Origin of the sequence: Prochlorococcus marinus str. MIT 9401 (assembly GCF_000760095.1) — a bacterium.
GTDB classification, from domain to species: domain Bacteria; phylum Cyanobacteriota; class Cyanobacteriia; order PCC-6307; family Cyanobiaceae; genus Prochlorococcus_A; species Prochlorococcus_A marinus_I.
In genome coordinates this window covers 277,729-301,449 of the sequence record NZ_JNAR01000016.1, presented here as the reverse complement: position 1 = coordinate 301,449, position 23,721 = coordinate 277,729, and the positions used below count along the sequence as shown (strand labels likewise).

Sequence of the window (23,721 nt, the reverse complement as noted above, 5' to 3'; positions counted from 1 at the left end):
TTGTATTATATAGATGAGCTTGGGTACTAAAATTCAAAACAATAAAGACATACTGGATGCGGTAAATAAAAGAAGAAATTTTGCCATTATTTCACATCCAGACGCTGGGAAAACGACTCTTACTGAGAAGCTTCTTTTGTATGGAGGTGCCATTCAACAAGCAGGAGCAGTAAAGGCCAGGGGTAATCAGAGAAAAGCTACGTCTGACTGGATGGAACTTGAGAAACAAAGAGGAATTTCTATTACATCAACTGTATTGCAATTTGAATATGAAAGATCAGTAATCAATCTATTAGATACACCAGGACATCAAGATTTCTCCGAAGATACTTATAGAACATTAGCTGCTGCTGATAATGCAGTTATGTTGGAAGATGCTGCTAAAGGACTAGAACCTCAAACTAGAAAATTGTTTGAAGTTTGCAAGATGCGAAAAATACCAATATTTACTTTTATAAATAAAATGGATAGACCAGGAAGAGAGCCATTTTCTTTACTTGATGAAATTGAATCAGAACTTGGATTAAATACTTTACCTATTAACTGGCCAATTGGTAGTGGCGAGGAATTTAGAGGAGTTATTGATAGATTTTCGAAAGAGGTGATTTTATTTGATAAAGCAGTTAGAGGGAAACAATCGAATGAGAAAAGATTAAGTCTTGAAGATAAAGAACTATCAAAATATGTAGAGAGAGATTTACTTGAAATCTCACTTGAAGAATTGGAGGTTCTTGATGAGGCGGGATCAAAATTTGAAAAAGAAAAAGTTTTTAATGGCTCTTTAACCCCAGTTTTCTTTGGATCTGCAATGACGAATTTTGGTGTAAGACCATTTTTAGATAGTTTTTTAAAAATGGCTCAAAAGCCAACTTCTAGAAATAGTAATCAAGGGGATATTGAACCTGCAAGGGATGATTTTAGTGGGTTTGTTTTTAAGCTTCAGGCAAATATGGATCCAAAGCACAGAGATAGAGTTGCTTTTATAAGAGTTTGTAGTGGAAAATTTGAAAAGGATATGTCAGTAAAACATTCCAGAACAGGGAAAACAATCAGATTATCAAGACCACAAAAAATATTTGGGCAAGATAGAGAAGTAGTTGATGATGCTTATCCTGGAGATGTTATTGGCTTGAATAATCCAGGTATGTTTTCTATTGGAGATACTCTTTATACTGGTACTCATCTGGAGTACGAAGGTATACCATCCTTTAGTCCTGAAATATTCAGCTGGCTGAGAAATCCAAATCCCTCAGCATTCAAGAACTTTAGAAAGGGTGTGAATGAACTTCGCGAGGAAGGTGCTGTTCAGATTCTTTATGACTTTGACGAGAGTAAAAGAGACCCTATACTCGCAGCTGTTGGTCAATTGCAGTTGGAAGTAGTAACCCACAGGTTAAAAAGCGAATATGGTGTAGATGCAAACCTTGAATCAATGCCATATCAAATGGCTAGATGGGTTTCTGATGGATGGCCAGCTATTGAAAAACTTGGCAGAATATTCAACTGCAAAATAGTTAAAGATTGTTGGAATAGGCCAGTTATTCTCTTTAAAAATGAGTGGAACTTAAATCAATTTGTTGAAGACAATAATCAATTAAATTTAAACAAAGTTGCTCCCGTTGTTAGTGGAGTCGAACCAATTGTTTTATAAAGCCTTAATGGATAATAAAATTGGTTAATCTATTAGTATTGGTTAAAAATTTTGGATTCAAACAGTAGTAAAAACGATAATGAAAAATCACCTTATGAAATTTTAGGTGTAAAAGAAGGTGCTGCTTTTGAGGATATTCAGAAGGCTAGGGATCTTAAAGTTAAAGAGGCTGGTGAAGATTTGATTTTAAAAGCGAAAATTGAATCCTCCTTCGATCAATTACTTATGGGTAGTTTGAAAGCAAGACAATCAGGAAATGTAAGCTACGAAGCTGTAAGTGCTTCAAAAAAAGAAAAACAAATTAATCAATTTACTAATAATAATTTTCCACTGCTTTCTAAAATAAAAAATTTAAATAATAACTCTAAAAATTCAAGTCAGTATAGTTTGCCAAAAATAACGCCCCCCTCATTTGATAATCTTTCAATAAAAATTTCTGTTGGGTTATTATTTTTAATTTTGTTATTTATCAGTCCAGACTCTAATAATAGACTTTTGCTTTCTGTCTCAACATTAATACTTACCTATACTCAAATTAAATCGGGGAAAAGATTTATAGGTTCTCTAGGATGGAGTGTTACCTTTCTTTCGATAGGATTAATATTTGGTGGACTACTTGAAAATAATTCTTTCATTCAGGAAGTATCAAACAACTCTTTATCAATACAAAAAATTCAAAGTATTCCGGCCATGGTTATTTTATGGCTAGGCGTAATTTTTTTATGATTGATTTTCTATCATCGATTTGATTTCTTCATAATTTATAAGATATTTATTTTTACAAAATTCACAAACCAACTCTGCTTTGCCATCTTTCTTGATGATGTCCTCTAGCTCGTTCTTATCTAGCATTTTCATCGCATTTAAACTTCTTTGCTTGGAACACTTGCATTTAAAACTCACTTCTTGGGAACGGGCTTTTTCAGAGATTGATTTATCGTCAATATCGGGAAATATATTTCTAATTAACGAAAGAAGATTGTCTTTTGACTTAAATAAGTCTTCGCTGAAAGAATTAATTTCTTTACATCTTTCTTCAAGTAGTGAGATTAGTAGTGGGTCAGTATCTTTTTTAGGTAGAACTTGAGCTAATAAGCCACCACTACAAATAACACTTTTATTTTGAATTTTTTCTCCAATAAATACAGCAGAGGGAGTTTGCTCTGAATGATATAAATATGAAGCTAAGTCTTCAGCAATATTTCCATTTACTAATTCAACAGTGCTTGTAAATGGTTCTCCAAATCCACTATCTCTAATTACATTTAAATATCCTCTACCTAATGCTTTTGTAAAATCAAAAGAATATTTATTATTGCCTTTTTTGACTAGGTCTAATTCTAAATTAGGATTCCCTACATAACCCCTAACTTTTCCGTCTCTACCTGCATCAACTAGTAATCCTTTTAAAGGTCCGTCAGATCTAACTCTTAAAGTAACTCTCCCGTGCATTATCTTCATCGAGCTTGCTAAAAGTAGTGAAGCACTAAATGCTCTTCCTAAGATAGAGGTTGTTAAATAAGAAAGACCGTGTCTTTTTTTTGCTTCTAAAGAAGATTCTGTTGTTAAGACCGCAACTAATCTTATTCCTCCATTAGCTGCAGTAGCTCGAACTATCCTATCCTGCATGATTTTCTTTTATAAAATTTTTGATTTTCCCTTTTTCCAAGAATAATATCCTAGAAGGAATTCCCTCAAATAAGGCAGGTTCATGAGTAACAATAATAATTGTATTTTTATTTTTTAAATCAAGAATTAAATTCTTTACATCATTTCTCATTGAATAGTCTAATCCAGCAGTTGGTTCATCAAGTAAAAGAATTGAGGGGTTTCTAAGTAGTTGAACTGCTACAGCTAATCGCCTTTGTTGTCCTCCACTTAGTTGTTCTGGTGGTTGGGCCAGATTAATTTTTTTCAAACCAACTTTATTTAAAACTATTTCTATATTTTTTTCTCTTAAAGATTTATGTCCTATTTTTAATTCTTTCCCAATGGTTGTACCTATAAAGTATCTTTCAGGAAATTGGAATACTACTCCACAAAACCATCTTCTTTGCCTGGAAGATAAAATTTTATTCTTCCAAGTAATTTTTCCTTTCTGTGGATTTGTTAATCCGCTTATTAGTTCGAGTAGTGTTGTTTTCCCAGAACCACTATTGCCGCAAATTAAAATGATTTCATTTTCATGAACTTTTAAATTTAAATTGTTTATTATTTTTCTTTCACCAGTTTGGGGTTGATAAGATATTTCTTTTAAGTCAAGCATTATTAATTAAGTTATAGGTATGAATTTTAATCTAGTAATAACTTACTTATAATAGCTGTAGATCTAAAAAGTTATTAGTCAATATGAATATTATTTTTAGGGAAGTTGATCCTTTTAATTGTTGGATATGGATCAGGTTTTCAGAATCACCAACTCAAGACGAAAAAAATTATTTAGATGGTGTTTTTGATAGTTGGTACGTTTTAGGAAGGTTAGGTGGATTTAATTCTGAAAATTTGCAAACTCATGAAGAGGGTTCCGATCTAAGTTGGATGTCCTACGATAACGATCAAAAAAATGCATCTCTTCCAGCCTTAATGCATAATTTAGGAATTATGGAATATCAAAATCTTTGGGGAAGATGTTGGGTTGATTTTGGAACTTCAGACTCCATTTCAATAGATATATTAATTAATTCTTTGAATGAGATATCAAATAATTATGTAAAAATTGAAGAGTTAATTATTGGGGGTGAAAATAATGATTGGGCAATTGAAGAACATGAAGATTTGGTTTTCAAAGATTAAGTGTTTTAAATGGAAGACTTAACAAGATTAATTATTTCCCATGAAAGAATTGAAAATATTAAGAACAATAATTTAGAACTTTCTAAAGAAGAGGCTCATTATTTAAATAAAGTAATGAGGATAAAAAATGGTAAAGAAATATTTATAACTAATGGAGAGGGTTCATTATGGAAAGCTATAAAAGTTAAAAATGATTGTTTAGAAATAATTAAATTAAAAAAACCTTACTTATTTCAAGAACAAGAAATTTACTTATTAGGAATAGCTGTTGTTATACCAAAAAGTGGTTTTGAGGATATTTTAAAAATGTGTACTGAAATAGGAATTGATTATATACAGCCATTATTTTCAGAAAGACAGGTAAACAAAAATTTAAATTTTTCGAGAAAGCTTTTTAGATGGAATTCAATTATCAAAGAAGCAGTTGAGCAAAGTGAGAGATTATGGAAACCATCTATTTTAAATGGTATGGATATTATTGAATGGCTAAAAAGTAGAGATAATCAAGAAAGAGTTTCAATCTCTATAACGAGAGAGGAAACGCGATATGACTTAAATAAATGGTTAAGAAAACATCAAGAATTTGCAAATAAAAAAGGAGGTATATTTTGGAATGTAATTGGTCCTGAAGGGGGTTGGTCCTCTAAAGAAATTGATTTTTTTAATAAAAGTAATATTACCTTTGTGAAACTTTCCGACACTATCTTAAGAACTTCGACGGCTAGTATTAATGCATCATCAATCCTAAATCAGTGGAGAATTGATTTGAAATTAAGGAATTAGATAAATATGGATTTAATTAGAAATCAATTTTTTATGGGTTTTTTAATAAATTTCATTTTGATTTATATATTTTGCAAGATTCCTTTGATGACAAAAGGTGGTTGGATTAGTGCAGGTATTTTAGGAACAATTTTGTGGGGATGTTTATCTTGGCAGGGATGGATGTCAGTTGTAATTTATTTAATATTTGGATCTCTAGTTACCAAAATAGGTTTTAAATTTAAAAAAGAACAAGGAATAGCTGAAAAAAGAGGTGGGAGAAGGGGGCCTGAAAATGTATGGGGCTCGGCAGCTACAGGATTATTTCTTGCAATTATGACTAAATTTAATCCTGCCAATGTAGTGATGTTTAAAATAGGATTTGCTGCAAGTTTTGCTGCAAAGTTGGCGGATACTTTTGGCAGCGAAATTGGGAAAAGGTTTGGAAAGGATACATATTTAATTACTTCACTTAAAAAGGTTGATAGAGGAACTGAAGGAGGAGTCAGTTTAGAAGGGACATTAGCTAGTTTTTTGGGATCAATATTAATGACCTTTGTAATGTTTCGTCTATCAATTATTTTTTCAAAATACCATTTCATAGTTGTTGCAGTTTCGGGTTTTTTAGCCACACTTTCTGAGAGTATTATTGGTGCTAAATTTCAAAACAAATATAAATTAAGTAATGAATTAGTAAATGCTATTCAGACAAGTATTGCTTCTGTTTTTGCTATATTTGCTCTTTTTTTATATTCATATTTTTTAAATTAAAAATACTTGAAAAGACTTAGGATTCCTTCCATTTTGTAAGAACCTCCCAGCTCTTAAGTCTTTGGAAAAGCCAGAAATGACCTTCTGAATTTAGATGAATTCCATCATGAGTAATCCAATTTTTACTCCTTTTATCAGAGTACATTTCCCTAAAAGTAGGTAGAAATGGAACATTCTGATTGAGGCATACTTCCTCCATCCTCCTTTCATAAGAATTACAAAAACTATTTGAGTACCATAAACAACCTGCGAATGGCATTTTGCTTTCGTCAACAGGTGTCAGACCAATAACAAAGACATTAGTTTGAGAGTTCATTTCATTAATAAGTCTCCCTAATCCATATTCAAATCCATCTATATCTAATTGATGTCTTCCGTTTTTCTGACCAATTGCTGCGGTGTCGTTAAAACCAACATTAAGCAGAATTGCTTTAGGTTTATTTCTCCGCGTTTCTCCTCTAGATGACCATTCTTTTTCCCATCTAGATGAAACTTTTTCTATCCCATCTCCCCTTACTCCAAGTTGATAAATTATTGGACCATTTTGGTTTTTGCACCAATCTTTTCTAAGCCTCTCACACCATCCACCACCTTCATTATCTCCCCATCCATAAACTGAACTATCTCCAATTACAACTAGCTGTTTTGGTAAACTAATCACTATAACCGGAAAAAAATAATTACTTGATTCAACAAATTATTCTTACAAATCAAGTTAAACTATCTTTGATTTTACCATTTATTAATTCGCCAACTATTGCGATGGAGCTATAAGCTATCAAAACTATGGTAACTTCTTGCCATGCGAAGGAACTTAGTGATTCTTGCAATTGCCAACCTAGACCAACACTTCCAATGACCCCAACAATTGCAGTTTCTCTAATAATGATGTCTGATCTATAAGCGCAATATGCTAAGTAACTTTTTGCTTGTTGAGAAAATAAACCTAAAAGCCAACTAGTCTTTTTTGAGATTCCTAGAGATTTCATTGCAATGTAATTTCTCCTGTCTTGGTTATCAAGATTTGTAAAAAGTAATTTGCTTGTAATGCCAGCGTTGTGAAGACCTAATGTTAAAGCTGCTAAAGATAAAGAAGGATTATTAAAAGTTAAAAGAATTAGAAGTATTACAGGTGTAGGTATTAAACGTAATAAAAAGGCAAAAGTTTTTATAAAAATTTTAGAAGTATTATTGTTAAAAATTACCATTAATAATGGAGGTAAACTAATTGCGATTCCTGCTGATAAAAGACTTAAAATTATTGTTTCTAATATAAGTTTCAAGAAATTAAATAATCCTAAATTTGAGATTGATTTAAATAAAGGACTAACGGAATTAAAATTTTCAAAATTATAATTAAAAATAAAATAAAGAAAATATGAAAAAGAAAATAGAATTACTATGAAAAAAACTGCAATAAAAAAAATAGATAGGATTTTATTTGTAGTATTAAATTTTATTTTTTTGAATATTAATCCAGAAAGAATTATCAAAATTGCTAAGGACCATAAATAAGTCCATAACTCTCTAAAATTCAAAGTTTGGAAAGATAAAAAAATACTAGTACCTATTCCTCCAATCCCAAAAAGTCCTAAAATAACAGTACTTCTTATTGAACACTCTAATCGATATAAACCAAAGTTTTTAAATGTATTTATTATTGGTTTCCATATTAAAGTTAATAAAGAAGAAAATTTAGGTGCATTTATTTGATTTATAGATTCAAAACTTTTGTAGTCAATAGTTTCTAATTGTTCAGCAAAAACTTTTGAATTTACAGCAATATAAGGTATACAAATAGCTATTATTCCTATTGAAAAATTTATTCCATATATTTGCATTAATATTATTCCCCAAACCACTTCATGAATAGATCTAATTATTGTTAGAAAAAACCTTATTATGCGGTAGAAAAAATTTGGAATATTAAAGATTTCATAAAAAATATTTGAGGATATTATTCCAAAAATTACTCCAAAAATAATACTTAATAACCAACTAAAAAAACCAATTAAGATAGTTTCATTTATTCGATTAATTACGGTAATAATAATTTCATTATCGATCTTGGGATTAAATGCAGAAATTAAGAATTCTTGGAATAATTTAAATCCTCCAAAATGAATATTGTTTATTAATTGATACCCTAGAGGTATGCATACCAAAATTGGAAGAAAAGATAATGAGGTATAGTTTAATTTTAATTTATTCAACTAATTAATATATTTTGTCTAAATGAAACTTCTTTAAGTTATTTCTTTTTATATTGAAAAAAATTTTACCATCCCTTATTCCAATAACTTTATCGAAATCGTTCAGCAAATCTAATCTATGTAATGCAACTAATGAGGTCTTTGGGGATTTTTTTGTATTATTTTTATCTACATTTTCTAGCAGTAGGTTTTTAATTGTTGTTATTAATTTGGGATCTAAATTATTAAAAGGCTCATCTGCAAGTAATATATCTGATCCTTGAATTAATGATCTAGCTATAGCCACTCTTTGTTTTTGTCCGCCAGATAGTTTTCTTATTTTTTTTGCGTAAACAGAGTTATGAAGTCTACATAGTTTCATATATTTATGCGCCTTCTTAAAAGAACTTATATTTAGTAAATTTTTAAAAGCGAAATAAAAATTGTTTTCCGCTAATAGTCCACAATTAACATTTTGTTCTGCAGAGAGATCTTCTATTAATCTTAAATCTTGCCAAATAGTTGTTATCTTACTTTTCTGTTTTCTATCTAATTCCTCGAAACTTTTATTGAATAATTTAACCTCACCATGAGTTGGCTTGATAGTGCCATTAAGAACTGATATAAGTGTAGTTTTTCCTGAACCGCTTTTACCTAAAAGTGCAATTTTCTCCCCTGAATTTATTTTTAAATTTACTTGATTTAGAATCAGATTATTTTTGTACTTATAAGATATATTTTTTAATTCTAAGAGAGTATTATTCATCTTATTTTATTTAATTTCCTCCCGATTTCTTCTATGTTTTTGTACTGTTTTGCTTCTGCATTTATAAATCTTTTTGCATTGAACATATCTAAAATCTTTTTATGTGATTTTTGATTTATATCTAAATTTAGAATTACTGATTTAAGTTTTTTTGTAAACCCTTCCCCGAATCTATTTTCAAGATCCCCTTGAGCTAGCCAATGATAGTCAACATATTCTGGGGTGATCCAGAATAATTCTAAATTACTGGTTCTTTTGGGATTATTTTTAAGATTGTTTTCCCAAACTTGTTTATTTAAAGCTCCAGCATCAAATGCCCCACTATTAACTAGAGCTATAGTGGCATCATGACTCCCACTAAAACCTGCTTTTTTCCCTTTAAAGTGTTTAATTTCTATCCCTGCTCGATTTAAAAAATATTCTGGCATTAATCTTCCAGAAGTTGAGTTTTCAGAGCCAAAAGTAAATCTTAAATTTTTTAGTTTTTTAAGTCCTTTAATGTTTGAAATTGAGTTAAGTTCTAAATTTTTGTTTACTATAAAAACACTTTTAAATACCTTATCGATATCTCTTTGAGCTATGACAATTGAATTAGGAGTTTGTAATCTTGCTTGAACTCCTGATAAACCGCCAAACCAAACCAAATCTAAATCTTTAGTTCTAAATCCAGTTACTGCTGCGACATAATTAATAACAGGAATGTACTTAACTTCTAGATCAAGTTGTTTGGATAATTCTTTTGAAAATAAATTAAATCTTTTGTCTAAAACATCTTGGTTTTGATCAGGTATTGCTCCAACTTTTAAAACTTTGGGATTTGAAAATACAGGAGATGAAAAAATAGAAAATAACAGAGATAAACTTATTAGGAAAGATTTTAAATTAATCATAAGTGACTTTAATTAAAAAAATTTCGAAATTGCTTTTTCAAGCCTTTCTAGTCCATCTTTTATTTTAATCTCGGAAGCGGCACAAGAGATTCTTATACATTCGTCAGCCCCAAAAGCTTTTCCAGGTACAACAACTAATCCATAATCTTGAAGAGCTTTGTTGCAGAAATCAACGGAATGAATTGAAGAGTTAGTTAATTTTGGAAATGCGTAAAATGCTCCATTTGGTTCTTCAATATAAATACCTTTTATATTCTTAAGGCCCTCATAAAGAAGACTTCTTCTTTGATCATAATGGCTATTTATTATTGAGAAAAATTCATTATTAATTTTTAAAGCCTCTAAAGCACCTTTTTGAACAAAAGAGCAAACATTACTTGTACTTTGACTTTGTAATGCTGAGGATGCTTTGATTACATCTTTGGGACCTACTAAATAACCTATCCTCCAGCCAGTCATAGCCCATCCTTTCGCAAATCCATTTATTATAAAAATCCTATCTTTTAAGTCATTTGCTAATGAAGATAAACTGTAGTGTTTAAATTCTTTTTTAAGGATTAGTTCGTAAATTTCATCAGATAGAATATTGATATTTGGATTTTCTCTGACTAATTCAGCAATTTGTAATAATTCTTCCTTTGACATAACTCTTCCAGTAGGGTTATTTGGAGAATTGATAATTATAAATTTAGTTTTTGAAGAGATTTTAGACTTCAAATCTTTTATATTTATTTTAAATCCCTCTTCTGCAGAAGAATTTGTAAAGATTGGCCTCCCTCCCGCTAACCTAACCATCTGGGGATAACTTAACCAGTATGGAGAAGGAATAATAACTTCATCTCCAGCATTTAATAAAACTTGGAAAAGATTATATATTGCTTGCTTAGCACCATTTGTGACCATTACATTTTCAAATTCATAATTTAAATTGTTTTGAATTTGAAGTTTATTCGCAATTGCTTTTCGGAGATCTAAATTGCCTGCTGCGGGCCCATACTTTGTAAATCCATCAAATATAGCTTTACTTGTAGCCTCTATAACTTCTTTTGGAGCATCAAAATCGGGTTCTCCTGCACTTAAATTGCAAATATCTACTCCTTCTGCAGCTAATTGATTAGCTTTAGCACTTATCTGTAGTGTAAGAGAAGGCTCAATTGAAAGTGCCCGTTCAGATAAATTAACTTGACTCATTGACTTATAACTTTTCAAATATGACTTTTAATAATGACAATTGCATAAGTTAAGAATAAGTAAAAGTATCACATAATGGTTTAATTTAGTTCATTTTCTTAATCTATTTTATTTTCATGTTTTGAGTTCTTAAGATAAAATTATTTAAAATTTATTTTCGGTGAAAAGGTTAGTTATTGGGAGAGGAAGTGTATTTGCAGATTTGTTAATAATTGGTGAGGCGCCTGGAGCACAGGAAGACTTAGAAGGAAAACCATATGTAGGTAAATCCGGTAAATTATTAAACGAATTATTGACAAAAGCGGGGATTGACTATGTAAAGGATGTTTATTTCTGCAATGTAATTAAATGTCGTCCACCAAATAATAGAAAACCCACTACTAGAGAAATTAATACTCATAAACCATGGTTATTACAGCAAATAAAGCTAGTTGATCCAAAATTTATACTACTTACTGGTTCGACTGCTATGAGAGCTATTTTAGAAGTTAAAGATCCTATAAGTAATTTGAGAGGTCAATGGATTAAAAAAGATGGCAGAGAAATTATGGTAATTTTTCATCCATCTTACTTGTTGAGATTTTCTTCAAAAGAAATCAATAAACCTTACCATCTAACTTTGAAAGACTTAGAGAATGTAAGTGGTAAACTATATGCCGTATAATTTAATGAACCCTTTTTGAATATCAAGAATTTTAATGTCATTAACTCAATCAAAAGAGGTTAATAGTCTCTCCAAAAGATATTCAACTCATATTGAGAGAAGGATAACTAGAACAGTAATGGTTGGTGATGTAGCTATTGGAAGTGATTATCCAGTAAGAGTTCAATCGATGATAAATGAAGATACTATGGATGTCGAAAATGCTTACTTAGCTATAAAAAGACTTCATGATGTAGGTTGTGAAATAGTAAGATTAACTGTCCCTTCCTTAGCGCACGCAAAAGCAGTAGGAGATATTAAAGCAAAATTATTAGAAAATAATATCAACACCCCCTTGGTAGCTGATGTTCACCATAATGGTATGAAAATTGCAATGGAGGTTGCAAAACATGTTGATAAAGTAAGAATTAATCCCGGATTGTTTGTGTTTGAAAAATCAGACCCTACAAGAACTGAATATACAGATGAGGAATTTGAAACTATTAAACAAACAATACTTAAAAGATTTACCCCTTTAGTTGAAGTTTTAAAGGCTGAAAACAAAGCTCTAAGGATTGGAGTTAATCATGGGTCTTTATCTGAAAGGATGCTTTTTACTTATGGAGATACTCCATTGGGAATGACAGAATCTGCAATGGAGTTCGTAAAAATTTGTGATGAGCTTGATTTTCATAACATAATTATTTCTATGAAAGCTTCCAGGGCCCCTGTAATGATGGCAGCTTACAGAATGATCGCAGATAGGCTTGACTCTGAAGGATATAACTATCCCTTACATTTAGGAGTGACCGAAGCTGGAGATGGTGATTATGGAAGGATTAAAAGCACTGCTGGAATTGGAACGCTTTTAGCAGAGGGATTAGGAGATACCATCAGGGTTTCTTTAACAGAAGCACCGGAGAAAGAAATACCAGTTTGCTATTCAATTTTGCAATCTTTAGGATTAAGAAAAACAATGGTTGAATACATTAGTTGCCCTAGTTGTGGAAGAACACTTTTCAATCTAGAAGAAGTTGTAGACAAAGTTAGAAACGCCACTTCACATTTGACAGGTCTAGATATAGCAATAATGGGATGTATTGTTAATGGGCCAGGAGAAATGGCAGATGCTGATTATGGTTATGTTGGTAAAGGCAAAGGAACTATTGCTTTATATAGAAGGAAAGAAGAGATAAAAAGAGTACCCGAAGATGAGGGAGTTAATGCTTTAATCCAACTCATTAAGGATGATGGAAAGTGGATTGATCCTTAAGGATTTGTCAAATTTTTGAAATTATAAATAAAATCTTTTTATAATTAAAAATATCGAATCCCCTTGAAGATAAGAAAATTGTTCAAAAAAAAATTTATAATACTGTTTGCGACAACCTTTTCTGGGCTATTTTTAAATAATTTTGCAGAAGCAACAGTTTTAAATAATAGTTACAAAGAAGTAATTGATCATGTTTGGCAAATTGTTTATAGGGATTTTCTTGATTCAAGTGGTAAATTTCAGAAGTCTAACTGGATTAATTTAAGAAAAGAAGTTTTATCAAAAACATATTCAGACAGCAATGAAGCATATGATGCGATTAGAGATATGCTTTCTAACTTAGATGATTCTTATACAAGATTTTTAGAACCTAAGGAATTTAATCAAATGAGAATCGATACCTCTGGTGAATTAACTGGAGTTGGTATTCAAATAGTTAAAGATAAAGAATCTGATGATTTAATAATTATTTCTCCTATAGAGGGCACCCCTGCATTTGATGCTGGAATAAAAGCTAGAGATAAAATACTTTCTATAGATGATATTTCTACTGAAGGCATGAACATTGAGGATGCCGTGAAATTAATAAGAGGACAAAAGGGTACTAAAGTTAAGCTTGAAATTCTTAGAGGTTCTAAATCCTTTTTTAAGATTTTATCAAGAGAAAAAATTGAAATAAAATCTGTATCAAGTAAAGTCAATCAAACCAAAAACGGCTTATTAATTGGCTACATAAGAATTAAACAATTTAACGCAAATGCCTCAAAAGAAACTAGAGATGCTATTAAGGATTTAGAAACAAAAAAAGTCGAAGGATATGTTCTTGACTTGAGAAGTAATCCAGGAGGTTTATTAGAATCAAGCATTGATATCTCAAGGCACTTCATTAATAAAGGAGTAATAGTAAGTACAGTAAGTAAAGATGGATTAAAAGAAACAAAAAGAGGAAACGGTCAAGCCCTAACAAAAAAACCTTTAGTTGTTTTAGTTAATGAGGGTTCTGCTAGTGCTAGTGAAATAGTCTCTGGAGCAATAAAAGATAACAAAAGAGGAAAATTAGTTGGGAAGAAAACGTTTGGAAAAGGTCTAGTTCAATCTATGAGAACATTAGTTGATGGTTCGGGTTTAACTGTTACAGTAGCTAAGTATTTAACTCCGAACGGCACTGATATAAATAAATCTGGAATTATTCCAGACATAGAAGTAAAAATGAATATAAACCCTATTCTTCAAAAAGAAATTGGAACTAGAAAAGATAAACAATATAGAGCGGGTGAAAAAGAGCTAGTTAATATAATTAAAAGAAATAATCAGATAAGTGAATTTAATCCAAACACTACAAACCTTAATGCACTCCAAAATATTTATAAGGAAAATATAGTATTTTTATTAAATTAATTACTCATATCTAACATTCTCTTTATTGGTGAATAGGCCCTTCTTATTATTTCTGGGTCAAGTTCGATAGAGGGGGAATTATTTTTTAAACATTCAAGAATTTTTTCTAAAGTATTTAATTTCATATATGGACACTCGTTACATTTACAACCTTCGATGTCGGGGACTTCAATAAAAATTTTGTTAGGTTCTTTCTTCTTCATTTGGTGGATTATTCCAGGTTCAGTTAATACCATATAAGTCTTAGATGAATCTTTACTTACGAAATCAAGCAGTTTACTTGTTGAACCAATAAAGTCTGATAGAGTTAACAAATTTTGACTACATTCAGGATGAGCAATGACTTTTGATCCAGGATTTTGATATTTTAATTTTAGAAGCGCTTCTTCACTAAATGATTCATGAACAATGCAGCTGCCAGGCCATAATTTAAGATCTCTTCCTGAATTTTTCTGTACCCATCTCCCAAGGTTCTGATCTGGCGCAAATATTATCTTTTTATCTTCAGGTATCTTTCTAACTAATGAAACTGCATTACTGCTTGTACATATCAGATCGCTTTGCGCTTTTACTTCTGCAGTACAATTTATATAACTTACGACATAGTGATCTGGATTTTCTTCTCTAAATTTTTGAAATTTATCTGAGGGGCAATCATCTGCTAATGAGCATCCTGCGTCAATATCTGGTAATAGGACTGTTTTATTTGGGCTAAGTATTTTTGCAGTTTCGGCCATAAAGTGTACACCGCAAAAAATTATTATATCTGCATCATTATTTGCAGCTTTCCTAGATAGATCTAATGAATCTCCAATAAAATCTGCAATTTCTTGAATTTCTGGAGCTTGATAATAGTGCGCAAGAATAATTGCATTAGCTTTTTTGCAACGCTCCTTTATTTCAGAAATCAAAACCTCTTCGTTTTGAACGGATTTCTGTTTTGCAGTAGAAGTTATACTGGTCAGGATTTAGAATATCTCTAAATAGATTATATGCCTTTAAACAGAAAAAATTCTGACAAATTTAAAAATTGCTATTGTTGGTGACTGTCATGGTCAATGGTCTGAATTAGACTTGAAAGTTTTATCGATTATTAAACCAAATATTGTTTTATTTGTTGGTGATATTTCTGATGGGAGTATCAAAATAATTAGAAAAATCAATCAGATCAAAATTCCTACTTTTGTGATTTTAGGAAATCATGATAGAGGGAAGGATTCTACAGGCGAAACTCTTCTAAAGCAGATACGTGTTCTTGGTGGGAAATATTGTGCATGGGATTTGAAAGTTTTTAACAATCAAATAAATTTACTGTCTGCAAGACCATGTAGTTCTGGCGGCGGTTATTATCTTTCAAAAGAAGTTAAAGGCGTTTATGGACCTATCACCGAACAAGATTCAATAAATAAAATCATCAAATGTTCAGAAGAGACGGTTGAAGATATACCTTTAATAATTATGTCTCATGCTGGCCCTTCGGGTTTAGGCTCAGAACCTAAAAGTATTTGTGGAAAAGACTGGAAATTGCCCTCTTTAGATTGGGGAGATAGAGATTTGTCTGTGGCTATTTCTCAAATACAAAAGAGTAGAAAAGTTGATCTTGTGATTTTTGGTCATATGCACAATCGTCTCAAAAGAAATCTTGGTTTAAGAGAGATGTTTAAAATGGATAGCAAAGGAACAATTTATTTCAACACTGCTGTTGTGCCAAGATATAAATCTGATGAAAATGGGAAATTGTTAATTAACTTTTCATGGATTGAGTTTGAAAAAAAGGAATTAAAACATGTTTCTCATCGATGGTATTCAGAGTCTGGTGAAATTCGTGAAGAAGATAAATTTTTTTAAGATTAAATATTTCTGATCATATTTTAAGTATTGTTGGGCTTTTCATACCTTGAAAATAATGTTTGAGATAAGATATAACCCGCAATTCCTGCAGCTGTAAAAGCTAAACTATTTTTAAATAAAGGTAATAAATCATTTGTTCTGGATATTATCGGTGCCAAACCAAAGATTCCAAATAACATTCCCCATAAAGGAGAAAGAAGAGCTAAAAATCCAATTGATATGACTTGACCTTCTTTTCTTGGAGCAGATGAGAAACCTGCTACTAAACCTCCCAGAATAGATGTACATAAAGTCCATATATATTGCTCTTTGGGTAGGCCAGGGACAACTTGACATCCTCCTCTTTCAAGGCAAATCTTTACTGAATCAATTGCATCTAATACTGCACCATCCTCACCGTGATCTTTAACATAATATTGGTTACCAAATCTTGTTTGAAGTTCAACCCAAAATAACCTTGGCATAAAATTAAAATAAGCTTCTCCAACGTTAAAGTTCAGCAAATTTCCCCCTCTAGGATCTGCAACTATTAACAAACTGGTCTCATCTAAATCCCAATAGTCCTTTATTGCGCTGCCAGGAGAACTCTCAAACTGAGATAAATATTTAATTTTCCACCCACTTTCAATCTCAAGATTGTTGAGCTTTTCCTCTAAAGATTTTTTCTGATTAGGGCTTAATGTTTTAGCTAAATCAATTACTGGTGTTTTTTCTTCTGGTAATAGATTTGGATTATTTATAGCTAAAACGGGTTTATGTGAAATTAAAACTAATATAGATAGAAATATTCCTAATAAATAGTTAATCTTTGAAGGCATAAATAAGTTTTGTCTCTTTATATTTTCGCCGATGAATAGCTTACCCGCGAACAATCCAGATTGGTTAGCAAAAAAAATAATAAAAATGGGTGGGACTATAAGTTTTTATGACTTTATGAATTTTGCTTTAAATGATCCTATAAATGGTTATTACGGCAGCGGTAAAGCTCAGTTAGGTGCTCATGGAGATTTTGTCACATCCCCTTCTTTATCTGATGATTTTGCTTTTTTGGTTGGTAAACAAATTGAAGATTGGTTGATTCAGTTCAAAAGTAGTTTTTTATCTAATCAGAAATTAGCTGTAATTGAATTTGGAGCTGGAGATGGAAGCTTTATGAGGGGATTAATTAAATACTTTTTAGAAAACAGCAAAAATTCTTTAGAAGGAGTTTCTTTTGTGATTATTGAACCTAATGAAGGAATGGTAGAAAAACAAAAAAATAAATTGGAGGAATTTTTGAACTTAGGTATTGATATTTTATGGAAAGATTTGAGAGAAGTAGAGGAAAATAATATAAATGGTATAGTTCTAGCAAATGAGGTATTGGATGCTCTGCCAGTAGAGAGAATAATCTTTTCAAAAGGGAAATTACTTCGACAAGCAGTTTCTATAGACAAAAAATCTCATAAATTATTTTTTGATGAAATGCCAATTACAAGAGAATTGGGAAAAAGTATTGAATTTGCCAAAAGTGAGTTGGGAATAACTATTCCGCCTAAAGATGCTCTTGAAGGATGGGCAACCGAATGGCATGTAGATAATTCAAAATGGTTAGAAGCTATTTATGGGAAAATCAATAATGGTATTTTATTGATAATTGATTACGCTAAAGAAGCTAAAAAATACTATGACTTTAAGAATTCCGATGGGATGATAGTTTCTTATGAAAATCAAAAAATGATGAATAATGTCCTAGATTCTCCCGGAAATTGCGATTTAACATCTCATGTGTGCATAGAAACTTTAATTAATGATGCTGAGACTCTTGGATTTAATACTGTTGGAATAACTAAACAAGGAGAGGCTTTGTTGGCACTTGGATTGGCAGAGAGACTTTATGGAATTCAGAAGGAATTTAAAGAGAATTTGTCAAATGCTCTTTTAAGAAGAGAGGCATTACTTAGACTCGTAGATCCTGTATGCCTAGGTGATTTTAAGTGGTTTGTTTTTAATAAGTTTAAGGAGAAGGAAATGAATATAAATTCAACCTGTTTGCGTTAAGAAAAAAACTTTAAAAATAATGAATCCTCTACGTCATCATAAATACCTACTGCACCTATTTCTTGAGGTAATATAAATCTAATTTTGCCATTACGAACTTTTTTATCACCTCTAAGTATTGTAAGAATGTCTTCTTTATTTATTGCGGGGATCTTGGTAGGGAGATCGTAACTCTTCAAAAGATTATTCTGTCTTTCTAATTCTTCTTTAGACCATAACCCTTTCTCAATTGCTATTTTCCCCGCAATATTCATGCCAATTGATATCGCCTCACCATGAAGAAATTTGCCGTATCCACATAAATTTTCAATAACGTGACCAAAAGAATGACCATAATTCAATATTGCTCTAACACCATTTTCATGTTCGTCTTGAGAAACAATTTGAGACTTTGTTTTTATTGAACTATCAATTATTTTAATTAGATAATCATTCTTGAGATTTATAAGTTCATTCTTGTTTTTTTCAATTTCTAAGTATTCGAAAAGTTCTTTATCTCTTATTACTCCGTATTTTATTACTTCGGCCATGCCTGCATTAAATTCTCTTTTGGGCAAACTTTTTAAAGTTTCTGGATCAATAAAAACTGCTTTAGGTTGATTGAAAGCTCCAATTAAATTTTTACCTTTTGGATGATTTACTCCTGTTTTTCCTCCCACAGATGAATCAACCATTGATAATAATGTTGTTGGAATCTGAATATATTCGATACCTCTCAGCCAAGTAGCAGCTGCAAAACCACTTACGTCTCCGACAATTCCTCCTCCAAGGGCAATAATTATTGAATTTCTATCTAAGCCAAATTCAAATGCGATATCATATATTTCACTTAAGGTTTTTAAGTTTTTATATGATTCTCCAGCCTTAATAAGGAACATTTTGGCCTGAAATTGATTCTCTTTTAAATTATTTAAGAATTTTTCTCCATACAAATTTGATATTTCTTCATTTGAAATCACAAGTATCTTTCTATTATTTTTTATTCCAATTTTTAAAAGTTCTTCGCTGATATTATTCAGTATTCCTGCTTCTAGAGTTACTTCGTATGACTTATCACCTAATGGGACTAATATTTTTCTCTTATTCACAATTGATTACCTAGTTAAAATTTATAAATATTTGGTATTAAATACTTTATATATTAGCAAAATCTAAGCTCTAGATACTTAAAAATTCAGTTGTTAAGAATTAGAAATGGTAATAAAATCATGCTATGAGTTTTAAAAAAAATATAAACGATATTAAGAAAAATTATTCCCTAGGAATAATTGGAGGTGGTCAACTTGCTTTGATGTTAACTGAGGCAGCAAAAAAAAGAGATTTAGACGTATGTGTGCAAACAAAATCTTGTGATGATCCTGCTGGGTTAAAAGCAGATCATGTGATAGAAGCTGATCCTTTAAAGATAAGAGGTAATAAATCATTAATTAATGAGTGTAAAAAAATAATTTTTGAAAACGAATGGATAAAAATTGATAAATTAAATTTAATTGACAATAAAGATATTTTTGTTCCAAGCCTTAATGCAATAAAGCCCTTAGTTGATAGGTTTTCTCAAAAAAAATTGATAGAAAGAATGAATATTCCCTGCCCAAAATGGATAAGTATTGAAGATTTTAAAAATCTCTCGGATGAGGAAATCAATAATTGGACTTTTCCTCTAATGGCAAAATCAAATAAAGGGGGATATGACGGCAAAGGGAACAGAAAAATAAAGACAAAAGAAGATTTAGATTCCTTTTTAACAGAGAATAATTCTAATGAATGGTTAATAGAAGAATGGATAGAGTATGAAAAAGAATTGGCTCTTGTTGGTTCGAGAGATAGGACCGGTAAGATAAGATTCTTTCCAATAGTTGAGACGTTCCAATCAAACCATGTTTGTGATTGGGTTCTTGCACCTGGAACAAATGAATATGATTTGAACTTATTTGCAATAAATATCTTCTCTTCAATAGTCAATGAACTTAATTACGTTGGAGTTTTAGCTATTGAATTCTTCTATGGAGATAACGGTCTTTTAATTAATGAAATAGCTCCTAGAACACATAACTCAGCTCATTTCTCTATTGAAGCTTGCACTTCAAGTCAGTTTGATCAATATGTTTGCATTTCTTCTGGGATAATGCCACCTGAAATTAAAATGAACTGTGAAGGTGCAATTATGGTAAATCTACTGGGGTTAAAAAAGAATTTCCCAATCTCAATGGAAACCAGAATTAAAATGTTATCTGAAATTGAGGGTTCTAATATTCATTGTTATGGCAAATCTCGCGAAATTCTGGGAAGAAAAATGGCTCACATCACATTTTTATTAAATGGTAAAACGCATTCAGAAAGATATGATGAAGCTCAAATTTTATTAACTATGGTAAGAGACATTTGGCCATCTCCAAATGCATAAAAAAATAAGTTAGAGTTAAATTACTGGATCTTTGGTTAAGTTCTTCTTTATGTGCTCTGATCTGACTCTCTTTCGACATGAGGAGACTGTCGTGATGCGGTAGTAAACCGATCTTGTAATCGGAAACGAAAGCCCACTTTGAATCCTCTTCTGGCATTTCCAGGTCGATGCAGCAGAGAACTGACGGGGATCCGGTGTTACCTATCAAAATGCTTGCTAAAGCAGGTTTTTGGTGGGTATTTTATTTTTTTGGAATAACTGAGCTGTTTTTTTCTTTATCAGTGTAAAAAATTATTTACCAAAATACTTGACGATCCATTTCTAATGTATTTATATTAGTAGTACACATGTATTACTAAGTAATGACTTTAGGAGGAGCTAATGTTTGGACTAATTTTTCTTACGGTTATCGTAATGAGTCCCCAAGTGGTTGGTTGCTTAGCCCAGACCGCAGCAGATTAATTTTATTTGTAAGGAATAAAAAATCTCCAAGAAATAGTATGAGAATTTTTGCTCATACATATTATGCAAATGATCTTGGTGAGCCAATGGCAATTAAATCATCCACACAAATGTATTTGGATAATGCTTGGGATAAATGGCATGACCTTCAATTAGAAGGTTGGACTTTTGAAGAACTTGAATTACCTGAATCTGTATGACTAACTTAAATCCAATCAAAAAAAAATTATCAAAAGTAGATAGAAAGATATCTATGCAAGACCCATCAAAATTATTAGCAGAATTTTTTAATGGTGTTGTCATTGAACTTGATGAAGAATATAAATATGACTCATAAAGAATTGATAGATCAAGTTTCCGCAAATTTATTTAAACAAAGTGGAAAGTTAGAAAGCAGAAGATCTTGGTTGGCAATGAGAAATTATCTTGAACAACTAGATACGGAACAACTTAAATCCATGCTTAAGGACCAGGGATGATTTAAAAACTTTATTTAGTTTTTATTTTTTTCTTAATTCTCATAAAACCGTAAGTTGCAAAGCCAACCAAAAACATATCCAAATAAATATGCCAAGTAGGAAAAATTTGGTGTATTAATTCCATTAACGTTTTATTGCCACTTGCCAATAAGGATAATCTAAATTTGATTTTTCTCTAATCAATTGTAATTTTCTAGAATTTATTTTTACTACTATTCCATCTGTTGGATATTTACTAAAAAGCTTCCCTTCTAGCCATTGTTTTCTAAATACTTCAACTTGGCTCGTAAAGTTGCATGAAATATCCTGAGGGATCGTGAAGCCAAGCTTTGAAAGACTCTTTTTGGCCTCATATTGGTTAAGTGTTGAATTAAGTATTTGAAATGCGCAGAAGCTAAGACTTTCAGAAAATCCTTCTTTAGCTCTTAGAAATCCAGAAGCGATTCTCTGGGAGATATTTGGACTTTGGTTGGGTGCATATAATTCACCTCTAACTTGAAGAACTCCTCTTAAAGGGAGATTATTTGGAATGTCTTGGACTTTAATAAGTTTACTAGTAACGTCTGTCCCTTTTCTTGAAATTGCTTTCTCCAAGGTTCCATCCCTATATTGCAAGGCAACAGCACAACCATCAATTTTTGGTTCAACTAATAATCTGGTATCTGCTAATAATCCTTTCAAAAATTCATCTATTGAATCCTTTTCTAATGAAGGTAAAACTAGTTTATTTTTCTTTTTAAAGTAATCACAATCAGGGTTTGTTCTTAATAAATTTTTTTCAAGTTGGTCAAATTGCTTATCAGAGATTAAAGCATTACCATTTCTATAATTATCGTCATACCATTCAATGCGTTCTTCTAAATAAGTCTTCATTTAATACGATGGCTTAAGTTTTTGGCTAGGTATCCAACTTGGTTTATCTATGATCCATTTCTCTCTATCTTCATATTTAACAGTCCATAAAAGAAATGAAGAAATTTCTTTTAGAGTTATGCCAACCAAATATCTTGTTTTTGGACTTATTGATATAAATCCAAGTAATAATATTAAGAAAAAAAGTTTAAACAGATCTTTAATCATTTAAAAATTAAGCGAATTTTCAAACTTTTTAATTAATGCAATTCTTATAACCTTCAATTTTTGCTAGTTCATCAATGCTCAAACCTGTTTCCTCTAGTAAAGGTTGTCCTATATCGTCCTTATTAAATTTAGTTAAGGCTCCTTTAGTAGAATTCTTAATACATTGGTTTTTGTATTTTGCTTCTTTTACAACAGGAGATAAATAAAAACCAAACAAGATGATAAAAGCTCCATAGGTTACAACTTTTCTGTGGTTTTTCCACCATTCATAAAATTTGTTGGACACGAGAAAAAAATAATTAATTTCTATTTTAAATTGATTGTCAACAAATTACTTTAGTAATTGAAGGATTGCTTAATTTATTGATTTTTCATTAATAGATTTAACCCAAGAATAATATCTTGATTTTCGAATCCTTTGCTCTTTCGAAACTAATCTATCCGCAGATTCTAGAGGTGATTCTCCTTTCTCAACTTTCGTGGTAATAGATATACCAAAACCTTTTGCTTCAATTTTTGCAATGCCACCCTCTAAAAAAAATAAAAAAGACCAACCTTTATTCCATCCTAAATAGAAGGGATTTCGATACATTGCATTCTTCCGAATATACTCTTTAATGTTATTTTCTTTTTCAAGGTATTACTTGTATACACTATTACCAAATAAGAAGTATAAGGCTGATTATTTCTGAGAAGTAATTTTCATATTTAAATAATTTTTTAGATTAATACTTGACGTTCAAGAGTAGTACATTTATATTAATAGTACAACTGTATTATCTCGATGACATCAGGAGTGGCGAATGTTCGGACTAATTTTCATATTGGCAGCCTTATTGACACCCCAACTGGCTGGTTGTTTAACAAAAAAAGTGGTTTATTAATTCTTTTTGAGAGTTATAAGAAATCTCTATCTAATAATTTAAAAGTTTATACTCACCTTTTCTATGCAAATGAATTAGGTGAACCAGCCCAACTTAAAAACTCGAGACTACATTCTGTTGATTGTGCTTGCGAAACATGGAATGAATTAGTTGCAGGAGGTTGGCAAAATGTTACTAGTAAATTCCACTAA

General features: G+C 30.9%; 29 protein-coding genes and 1 other RNA gene. 16 read left to right on the top strand and 14 right to left on the bottom strand.

What is annotated here, in order from left to right:
• Positions 1–13 precede the first annotated feature (13 nt).
• Both EV01_RS01720 and EV01_RS01725 read left to right on the top strand, forming a co-directional pair.
• Positions 14–1,651, top strand: coding sequence for a peptide chain release factor 3 (locus EV01_RS01720; protein WP_032517642.1), 1,638 nt, complete (start codon positions 14–16; stop codon positions 1,649–1,651).
• Positions 1,652–1,702: 51 nt separating this feature from the next.
• Positions 1,703–2,377, top strand: coding sequence for a CPP1-like family protein (locus tag EV01_RS01725; protein WP_032517641.1), 675 nt, complete (start codon positions 1,703–1,705; stop codon positions 2,375–2,377).
• Here EV01_RS01725 and hslO read toward each other — a convergent pair.
• On the bottom strand, positions 2,372–3,280 hold the full coding sequence (hslO, locus tag EV01_RS01730) for an Hsp33 family molecular chaperone HslO (RefSeq protein WP_032517640.1): 909 nt from the start codon (positions 3,278–3,280) through the stop codon (positions 2,372–2,374). The two genes, EV01_RS01725 and hslO, sit on opposite strands and share 6 nt — an antisense overlap.
• On the bottom strand, positions 3,270–3,917 hold the full coding sequence (locus tag EV01_RS01735) for an ABC transporter ATP-binding protein (RefSeq protein WP_032517639.1): 648 nt from the start codon (positions 3,915–3,917) through the stop codon (positions 3,270–3,272). Before EV01_RS01735 ends, hslO begins: the two co-directional genes overlap by 11 nt.
• A gap of 83 nt (positions 3,918–4,000) precedes the next feature.
• Here EV01_RS01735 and EV01_RS01740 point away from each other — a divergent pair, with 83 nt between their 5' ends.
• Genes EV01_RS01740 through EV01_RS01750 form a run of 3 tightly spaced genes read left to right on the top strand, consistent with a single transcriptional unit; the run spans position 4,001 to position 5,977 of the window.
• A complete protein-coding gene (locus tag EV01_RS01740; protein WP_002806034.1) occupies positions 4,001–4,444 on the top strand; it encodes a DUF3531 family protein in 444 nt (147 codons plus the stop codon).
• 9 nt (positions 4,445–4,453) lie between these two features.
• The gene (locus EV01_RS01745; protein WP_032517638.1) at positions 4,454–5,227 is read left to right on the top strand and encodes a 16S rRNA (uracil(1498)-N(3))-methyltransferase; all 774 of its coding nucleotides are present in this window, start codon (positions 4,454–4,456) and stop codon (positions 5,225–5,227) included.
• Between the two features lie 6 nt (positions 5,228–5,233).
• Positions 5,234–5,977 carry a TIGR00297 family protein gene (locus EV01_RS01750; RefSeq protein ID WP_032517637.1) on the top strand — a complete coding sequence of 248 codons (744 nt, stop codon included), beginning with the start codon at positions 5,234–5,236 and terminating at the stop codon, positions 5,975–5,977.
• 16 nt (positions 5,978–5,993) lie between these two features.
• On the opposite strand, the gene EV01_RS01755 is transcribed toward EV01_RS01750, so the two are convergent.
• The 5 genes from EV01_RS01755 to EV01_RS01775 are packed head-to-tail and all read right to left on the bottom strand — an operon-like array spanning position 5,994 to position 11,016.
• Positions 5,994–6,638, bottom strand: a complete 645-nt coding sequence (locus EV01_RS01755) for a GDSL-type esterase/lipase family protein (protein ID WP_032517636.1) — start codon at positions 6,636–6,638, stop codon at positions 5,994–5,996.
• Positions 6,639–6,687: 49 nt separating this feature from the next.
• Positions 6,688–8,190, bottom strand: a complete 1,503-nt coding sequence (locus EV01_RS01760) for a PhnE/PtxC family ABC transporter permease (RefSeq protein ID WP_032517635.1) — start codon at positions 8,188–8,190, stop codon at positions 6,688–6,690.
• A 4-nt stretch (positions 8,191–8,194) separates the two neighbouring features.
• Positions 8,195–8,935 carry an ATP-binding cassette domain-containing protein gene (locus tag EV01_RS01765; protein WP_032517634.1) on the bottom strand — a complete coding sequence of 247 codons (741 nt, stop codon included), beginning with the start codon at positions 8,933–8,935 and terminating at the stop codon, positions 8,195–8,197.
• Positions 8,932–9,825: a putative selenate ABC transporter substrate-binding protein gene (locus EV01_RS01770; protein WP_032517633.1), complete on the bottom strand. Its 894-nt coding sequence runs from the start codon at positions 9,823–9,825 to the stop codon at positions 8,932–8,934. Before EV01_RS01770 ends, EV01_RS01765 begins: the two co-directional genes overlap by 4 nt.
• Positions 9,826–9,837: 12 nt before the next feature.
• On the bottom strand, positions 9,838–11,016 hold the full coding sequence (locus tag EV01_RS01775) for a pyridoxal phosphate-dependent aminotransferase (RefSeq protein WP_032517632.1): 1,179 nt from the start codon (positions 11,014–11,016) through the stop codon (positions 9,838–9,840).
• 160 nt (positions 11,017–11,176) lie between these two features.
• Between EV01_RS01775 and EV01_RS01780 the strand changes: the two genes are divergently transcribed.
• The 3 genes from EV01_RS01780 (at position 11,177) to EV01_RS01790 (ending at position 14,330) form a co-directional block, all read left to right on the top strand.
• Positions 11,177–11,680, top strand: coding sequence for a uracil-DNA glycosylase (locus EV01_RS01780; protein WP_032517631.1), 504 nt, complete (start codon positions 11,177–11,179; stop codon positions 11,678–11,680).
• Between the two features lie 34 nt (positions 11,681–11,714).
• Positions 11,715–12,932: a (E)-4-hydroxy-3-methylbut-2-enyl-diphosphate synthase gene (ispG, locus tag EV01_RS01785; RefSeq protein WP_025890605.1), complete on the top strand. Its 1,218-nt coding sequence runs from the start codon at positions 11,715–11,717 to the stop codon at positions 12,930–12,932.
• A gap of 63 nt (positions 12,933–12,995) precedes the next feature.
• On the top strand, positions 12,996–14,330 hold the full coding sequence (locus EV01_RS01790; RefSeq protein WP_032516902.1) for a S41 family peptidase: 1,335 nt from the start codon (positions 12,996–12,998) through the stop codon (positions 14,328–14,330).
• On the opposite strand, the gene nadA is transcribed toward EV01_RS01790, so the two are convergent.
• Positions 14,327–15,286, bottom strand: coding sequence for a quinolinate synthase NadA (gene nadA / locus EV01_RS01795; protein WP_072013483.1), 960 nt, complete (start codon positions 15,284–15,286; stop codon positions 14,327–14,329). The two genes, EV01_RS01790 and nadA, sit on opposite strands and share 4 nt — an antisense overlap.
• A gap of 118 nt (positions 15,287–15,404) precedes the next feature.
• Here nadA and EV01_RS01800 point away from each other — a divergent pair, with 118 nt between their 5' ends.
• Positions 15,405–16,178: a TIGR04168 family protein gene (locus EV01_RS01800; RefSeq protein ID WP_032516904.1), complete on the top strand. Its 774-nt coding sequence runs from the start codon at positions 15,405–15,407 to the stop codon at positions 16,176–16,178.
• Positions 16,179–16,201: 23 nt separating this feature from the next.
• On the opposite strand, the gene EV01_RS01805 is transcribed toward EV01_RS01800, so the two are convergent.
• Positions 16,202–16,999 carry a methanol dehydrogenase gene (locus EV01_RS01805; protein WP_032516905.1) on the bottom strand — a complete coding sequence of 266 codons (798 nt, stop codon included), beginning with the start codon at positions 16,997–16,999 and terminating at the stop codon, positions 16,202–16,204.
• 31 nt (positions 17,000–17,030) lie between these two features.
• Between EV01_RS01805 and EV01_RS01810 the strand changes: the two genes are divergently transcribed.
• Positions 17,031–18,221 carry an SAM-dependent methyltransferase gene (locus tag EV01_RS01810; RefSeq protein WP_032516906.1) on the top strand — a complete coding sequence of 397 codons (1,191 nt, stop codon included), beginning with the start codon at positions 17,031–17,033 and terminating at the stop codon, positions 18,219–18,221.
• Here the strand turns inward: EV01_RS01810 and aroB are convergent.
• Positions 18,218–19,309 carry a 3-dehydroquinate synthase gene (aroB, locus tag EV01_RS01815; RefSeq protein ID WP_032516907.1) on the bottom strand — a complete coding sequence of 364 codons (1,092 nt, stop codon included), beginning with the start codon at positions 19,307–19,309 and terminating at the stop codon, positions 18,218–18,220. The two genes, EV01_RS01810 and aroB, sit on opposite strands and share 4 nt — an antisense overlap.
• Before the next feature lie 125 nt (positions 19,310–19,434).
• Here aroB and EV01_RS01820 point away from each other — a divergent pair, with 125 nt between their 5' ends.
• The 5 genes from EV01_RS01820 (at position 19,435) to EV01_RS09920 (ending at position 21,566) form a co-directional block, all read left to right on the top strand.
• Positions 19,435–20,625 carry a 5-(carboxyamino)imidazole ribonucleotide synthase gene (locus EV01_RS01820; protein ID WP_032516908.1) on the top strand — a complete coding sequence of 397 codons (1,191 nt, stop codon included), beginning with the start codon at positions 19,435–19,437 and terminating at the stop codon, positions 20,623–20,625.
• A gap of 17 nt (positions 20,626–20,642) precedes the next feature.
• Positions 20,643–20,827, top strand: a non-coding RNA gene (ssrS, locus tag EV01_RS09410) — 6S RNA.
• Positions 20,828–20,987: 160 nt separating this feature from the next.
• Entirely contained in the window at positions 20,988–21,287 is a 300-nt protein-coding gene (locus EV01_RS01825; protein ID WP_025943327.1) for a DUF1651 domain-containing protein, read from the top strand.
• Entirely contained in the window at positions 21,284–21,424 is a 141-nt protein-coding gene (locus EV01_RS09925) for a hypothetical protein (protein ID WP_011862726.1), read from the top strand. The genes EV01_RS01825 and EV01_RS09925 overlap by 4 nt, the downstream gene beginning before the upstream one ends.
• On the top strand, positions 21,399–21,566 hold the full coding sequence (locus tag EV01_RS09920; RefSeq protein WP_206537811.1) for a hypothetical protein: 168 nt from the start codon (positions 21,399–21,401) through the stop codon (positions 21,564–21,566). Before EV01_RS09925 ends, EV01_RS09920 begins: the two co-directional genes overlap by 26 nt.
• Before the next feature lie 123 nt (positions 21,567–21,689).
• Here EV01_RS09920 and EV01_RS01830 read toward each other — a convergent pair whose 3' ends face one another.
• From EV01_RS01830 to EV01_RS01835, 4 genes are all read right to left on the bottom strand, one after another.
• Positions 21,690–22,439: an NAD-dependent DNA ligase gene (locus tag EV01_RS01830; protein WP_032516909.1), complete on the bottom strand. Its 750-nt coding sequence runs from the start codon at positions 22,437–22,439 to the stop codon at positions 21,690–21,692.
• Entirely contained in the window at positions 22,440–22,646 is a 207-nt protein-coding gene (locus EV01_RS0109185) for a hypothetical protein (RefSeq protein ID WP_032516910.1), read from the bottom strand.
• Between the two features lie 28 nt (positions 22,647–22,674).
• Positions 22,675–22,932 (bottom strand): hypothetical protein, encoded by a 258-nt coding sequence (locus EV01_RS0109180; protein ID WP_032516911.1) that lies wholly within the window; start codon positions 22,930–22,932, stop codon positions 22,675–22,677.
• Between the two features lie 69 nt (positions 22,933–23,001).
• Entirely contained in the window at positions 23,002–23,238 is a 237-nt protein-coding gene (locus tag EV01_RS01835) for a hypothetical protein (protein ID WP_032516912.1), read from the bottom strand.
• Between the two features lie 192 nt (positions 23,239–23,430).
• Between EV01_RS01835 and EV01_RS01840 the strand changes: the two genes are divergently transcribed.
• Positions 23,431–23,721 carry a DUF1651 domain-containing protein gene (locus EV01_RS01840; protein ID WP_032516913.1) on the top strand — a complete coding sequence of 97 codons (291 nt, stop codon included), beginning with the start codon at positions 23,431–23,433 and terminating at the stop codon, positions 23,719–23,721.

What these genes read in the sequence shown, in the direction of transcription:
- EV01_RS01720 (WP_032517642.1), top strand. Translation starts at nt 14, where the DNA reads ATGAGCTTGGGTACTAAAATTCAAAACAATAAAGACATACTGGATGCG.
- hslO (WP_032517640.1), bottom strand. Translation starts at nt 3,280, where the DNA reads ATGCAGGATAGGATAGTTCGAGCTACTGCAGCTAATGGAGGAATAAGA.
- EV01_RS01735 (WP_032517639.1), bottom strand. Translation starts at nt 3,917, where the DNA reads ATGCTTGACTTAAAAGAAATATCTTATCAACCCCAAACTGGTGAAAGA.
- EV01_RS01740 (WP_002806034.1), top strand. Translation starts at nt 4,001, where the DNA reads ATGAATATTATTTTTAGGGAAGTTGATCCTTTTAATTGTTGGATATGG.
- EV01_RS01745 (WP_032517638.1), top strand. Translation starts at nt 4,454, where the DNA reads ATGGAAGACTTAACAAGATTAATTATTTCCCATGAAAGAATTGAAAAT.
- EV01_RS01750 (WP_032517637.1), top strand. Translation starts at nt 5,234, where the DNA reads ATGGATTTAATTAGAAATCAATTTTTTATGGGTTTTTTAATAAATTTC.
- EV01_RS01765 (WP_032517634.1), bottom strand. Translation starts at nt 8,935, where the DNA reads ATGAATAATACTCTCTTAGAATTAAAAAATATATCTTATAAGTACAAA.
- EV01_RS01770 (WP_032517633.1), bottom strand. Translation starts at nt 9,825, where the DNA reads ATGATTAATTTAAAATCTTTCCTAATAAGTTTATCTCTGTTATTTTCT.
- EV01_RS01775 (WP_032517632.1), bottom strand. Translation starts at nt 11,016, where the DNA reads ATGAGTCAAGTTAATTTATCTGAACGGGCACTTTCAATTGAGCCTTCT.
- ispG (WP_025890605.1), top strand. Translation starts at nt 11,715, where the DNA reads ATGTCATTAACTCAATCAAAAGAGGTTAATAGTCTCTCCAAAAGATAT.
- EV01_RS01805 (WP_032516905.1), bottom strand. Translation starts at nt 16,999, where the DNA reads ATGCCTTCAAAGATTAACTATTTATTAGGAATATTTCTATCTATATTA.
- EV01_RS01810 (WP_032516906.1), top strand. Translation starts at nt 17,031, where the DNA reads ATGAATAGCTTACCCGCGAACAATCCAGATTGGTTAGCAAAAAAAATA.
- EV01_RS01820 (WP_032516908.1), top strand. Translation starts at nt 19,435, where the DNA reads ATGAGTTTTAAAAAAAATATAAACGATATTAAGAAAAATTATTCCCTA.
- EV01_RS01825 (WP_025943327.1), top strand. Translation starts at nt 20,988, where the DNA reads ATGACTTTAGGAGGAGCTAATGTTTGGACTAATTTTTCTTACGGTTAT.
- EV01_RS09925 (WP_011862726.1), top strand. Translation starts at nt 21,284, where the DNA reads ATGACTAACTTAAATCCAATCAAAAAAAAATTATCAAAAGTAGATAGA.
- EV01_RS09920 (WP_206537811.1), top strand. Translation starts at nt 21,399, where the DNA reads ATGAAGAATATAAATATGACTCATAAAGAATTGATAGATCAAGTTTCC.
- EV01_RS01830 (WP_032516909.1), bottom strand. Translation starts at nt 22,439, where the DNA reads ATGAAGACTTATTTAGAAGAACGCATTGAATGGTATGACGATAATTAT.
- EV01_RS0109185 (WP_032516910.1), bottom strand. Translation starts at nt 22,646, where the DNA reads ATGATTAAAGATCTGTTTAAACTTTTTTTCTTAATATTATTACTTGGA.
- EV01_RS01835 (WP_032516912.1), bottom strand. Translation starts at nt 23,238, where the DNA reads ATGTATCGAAATCCCTTCTATTTAGGATGGAATAAAGGTTGGTCTTTT.
- EV01_RS01840 (WP_032516913.1), top strand. Translation starts at nt 23,431, where the DNA reads ATGACATCAGGAGTGGCGAATGTTCGGACTAATTTTCATATTGGCAGC.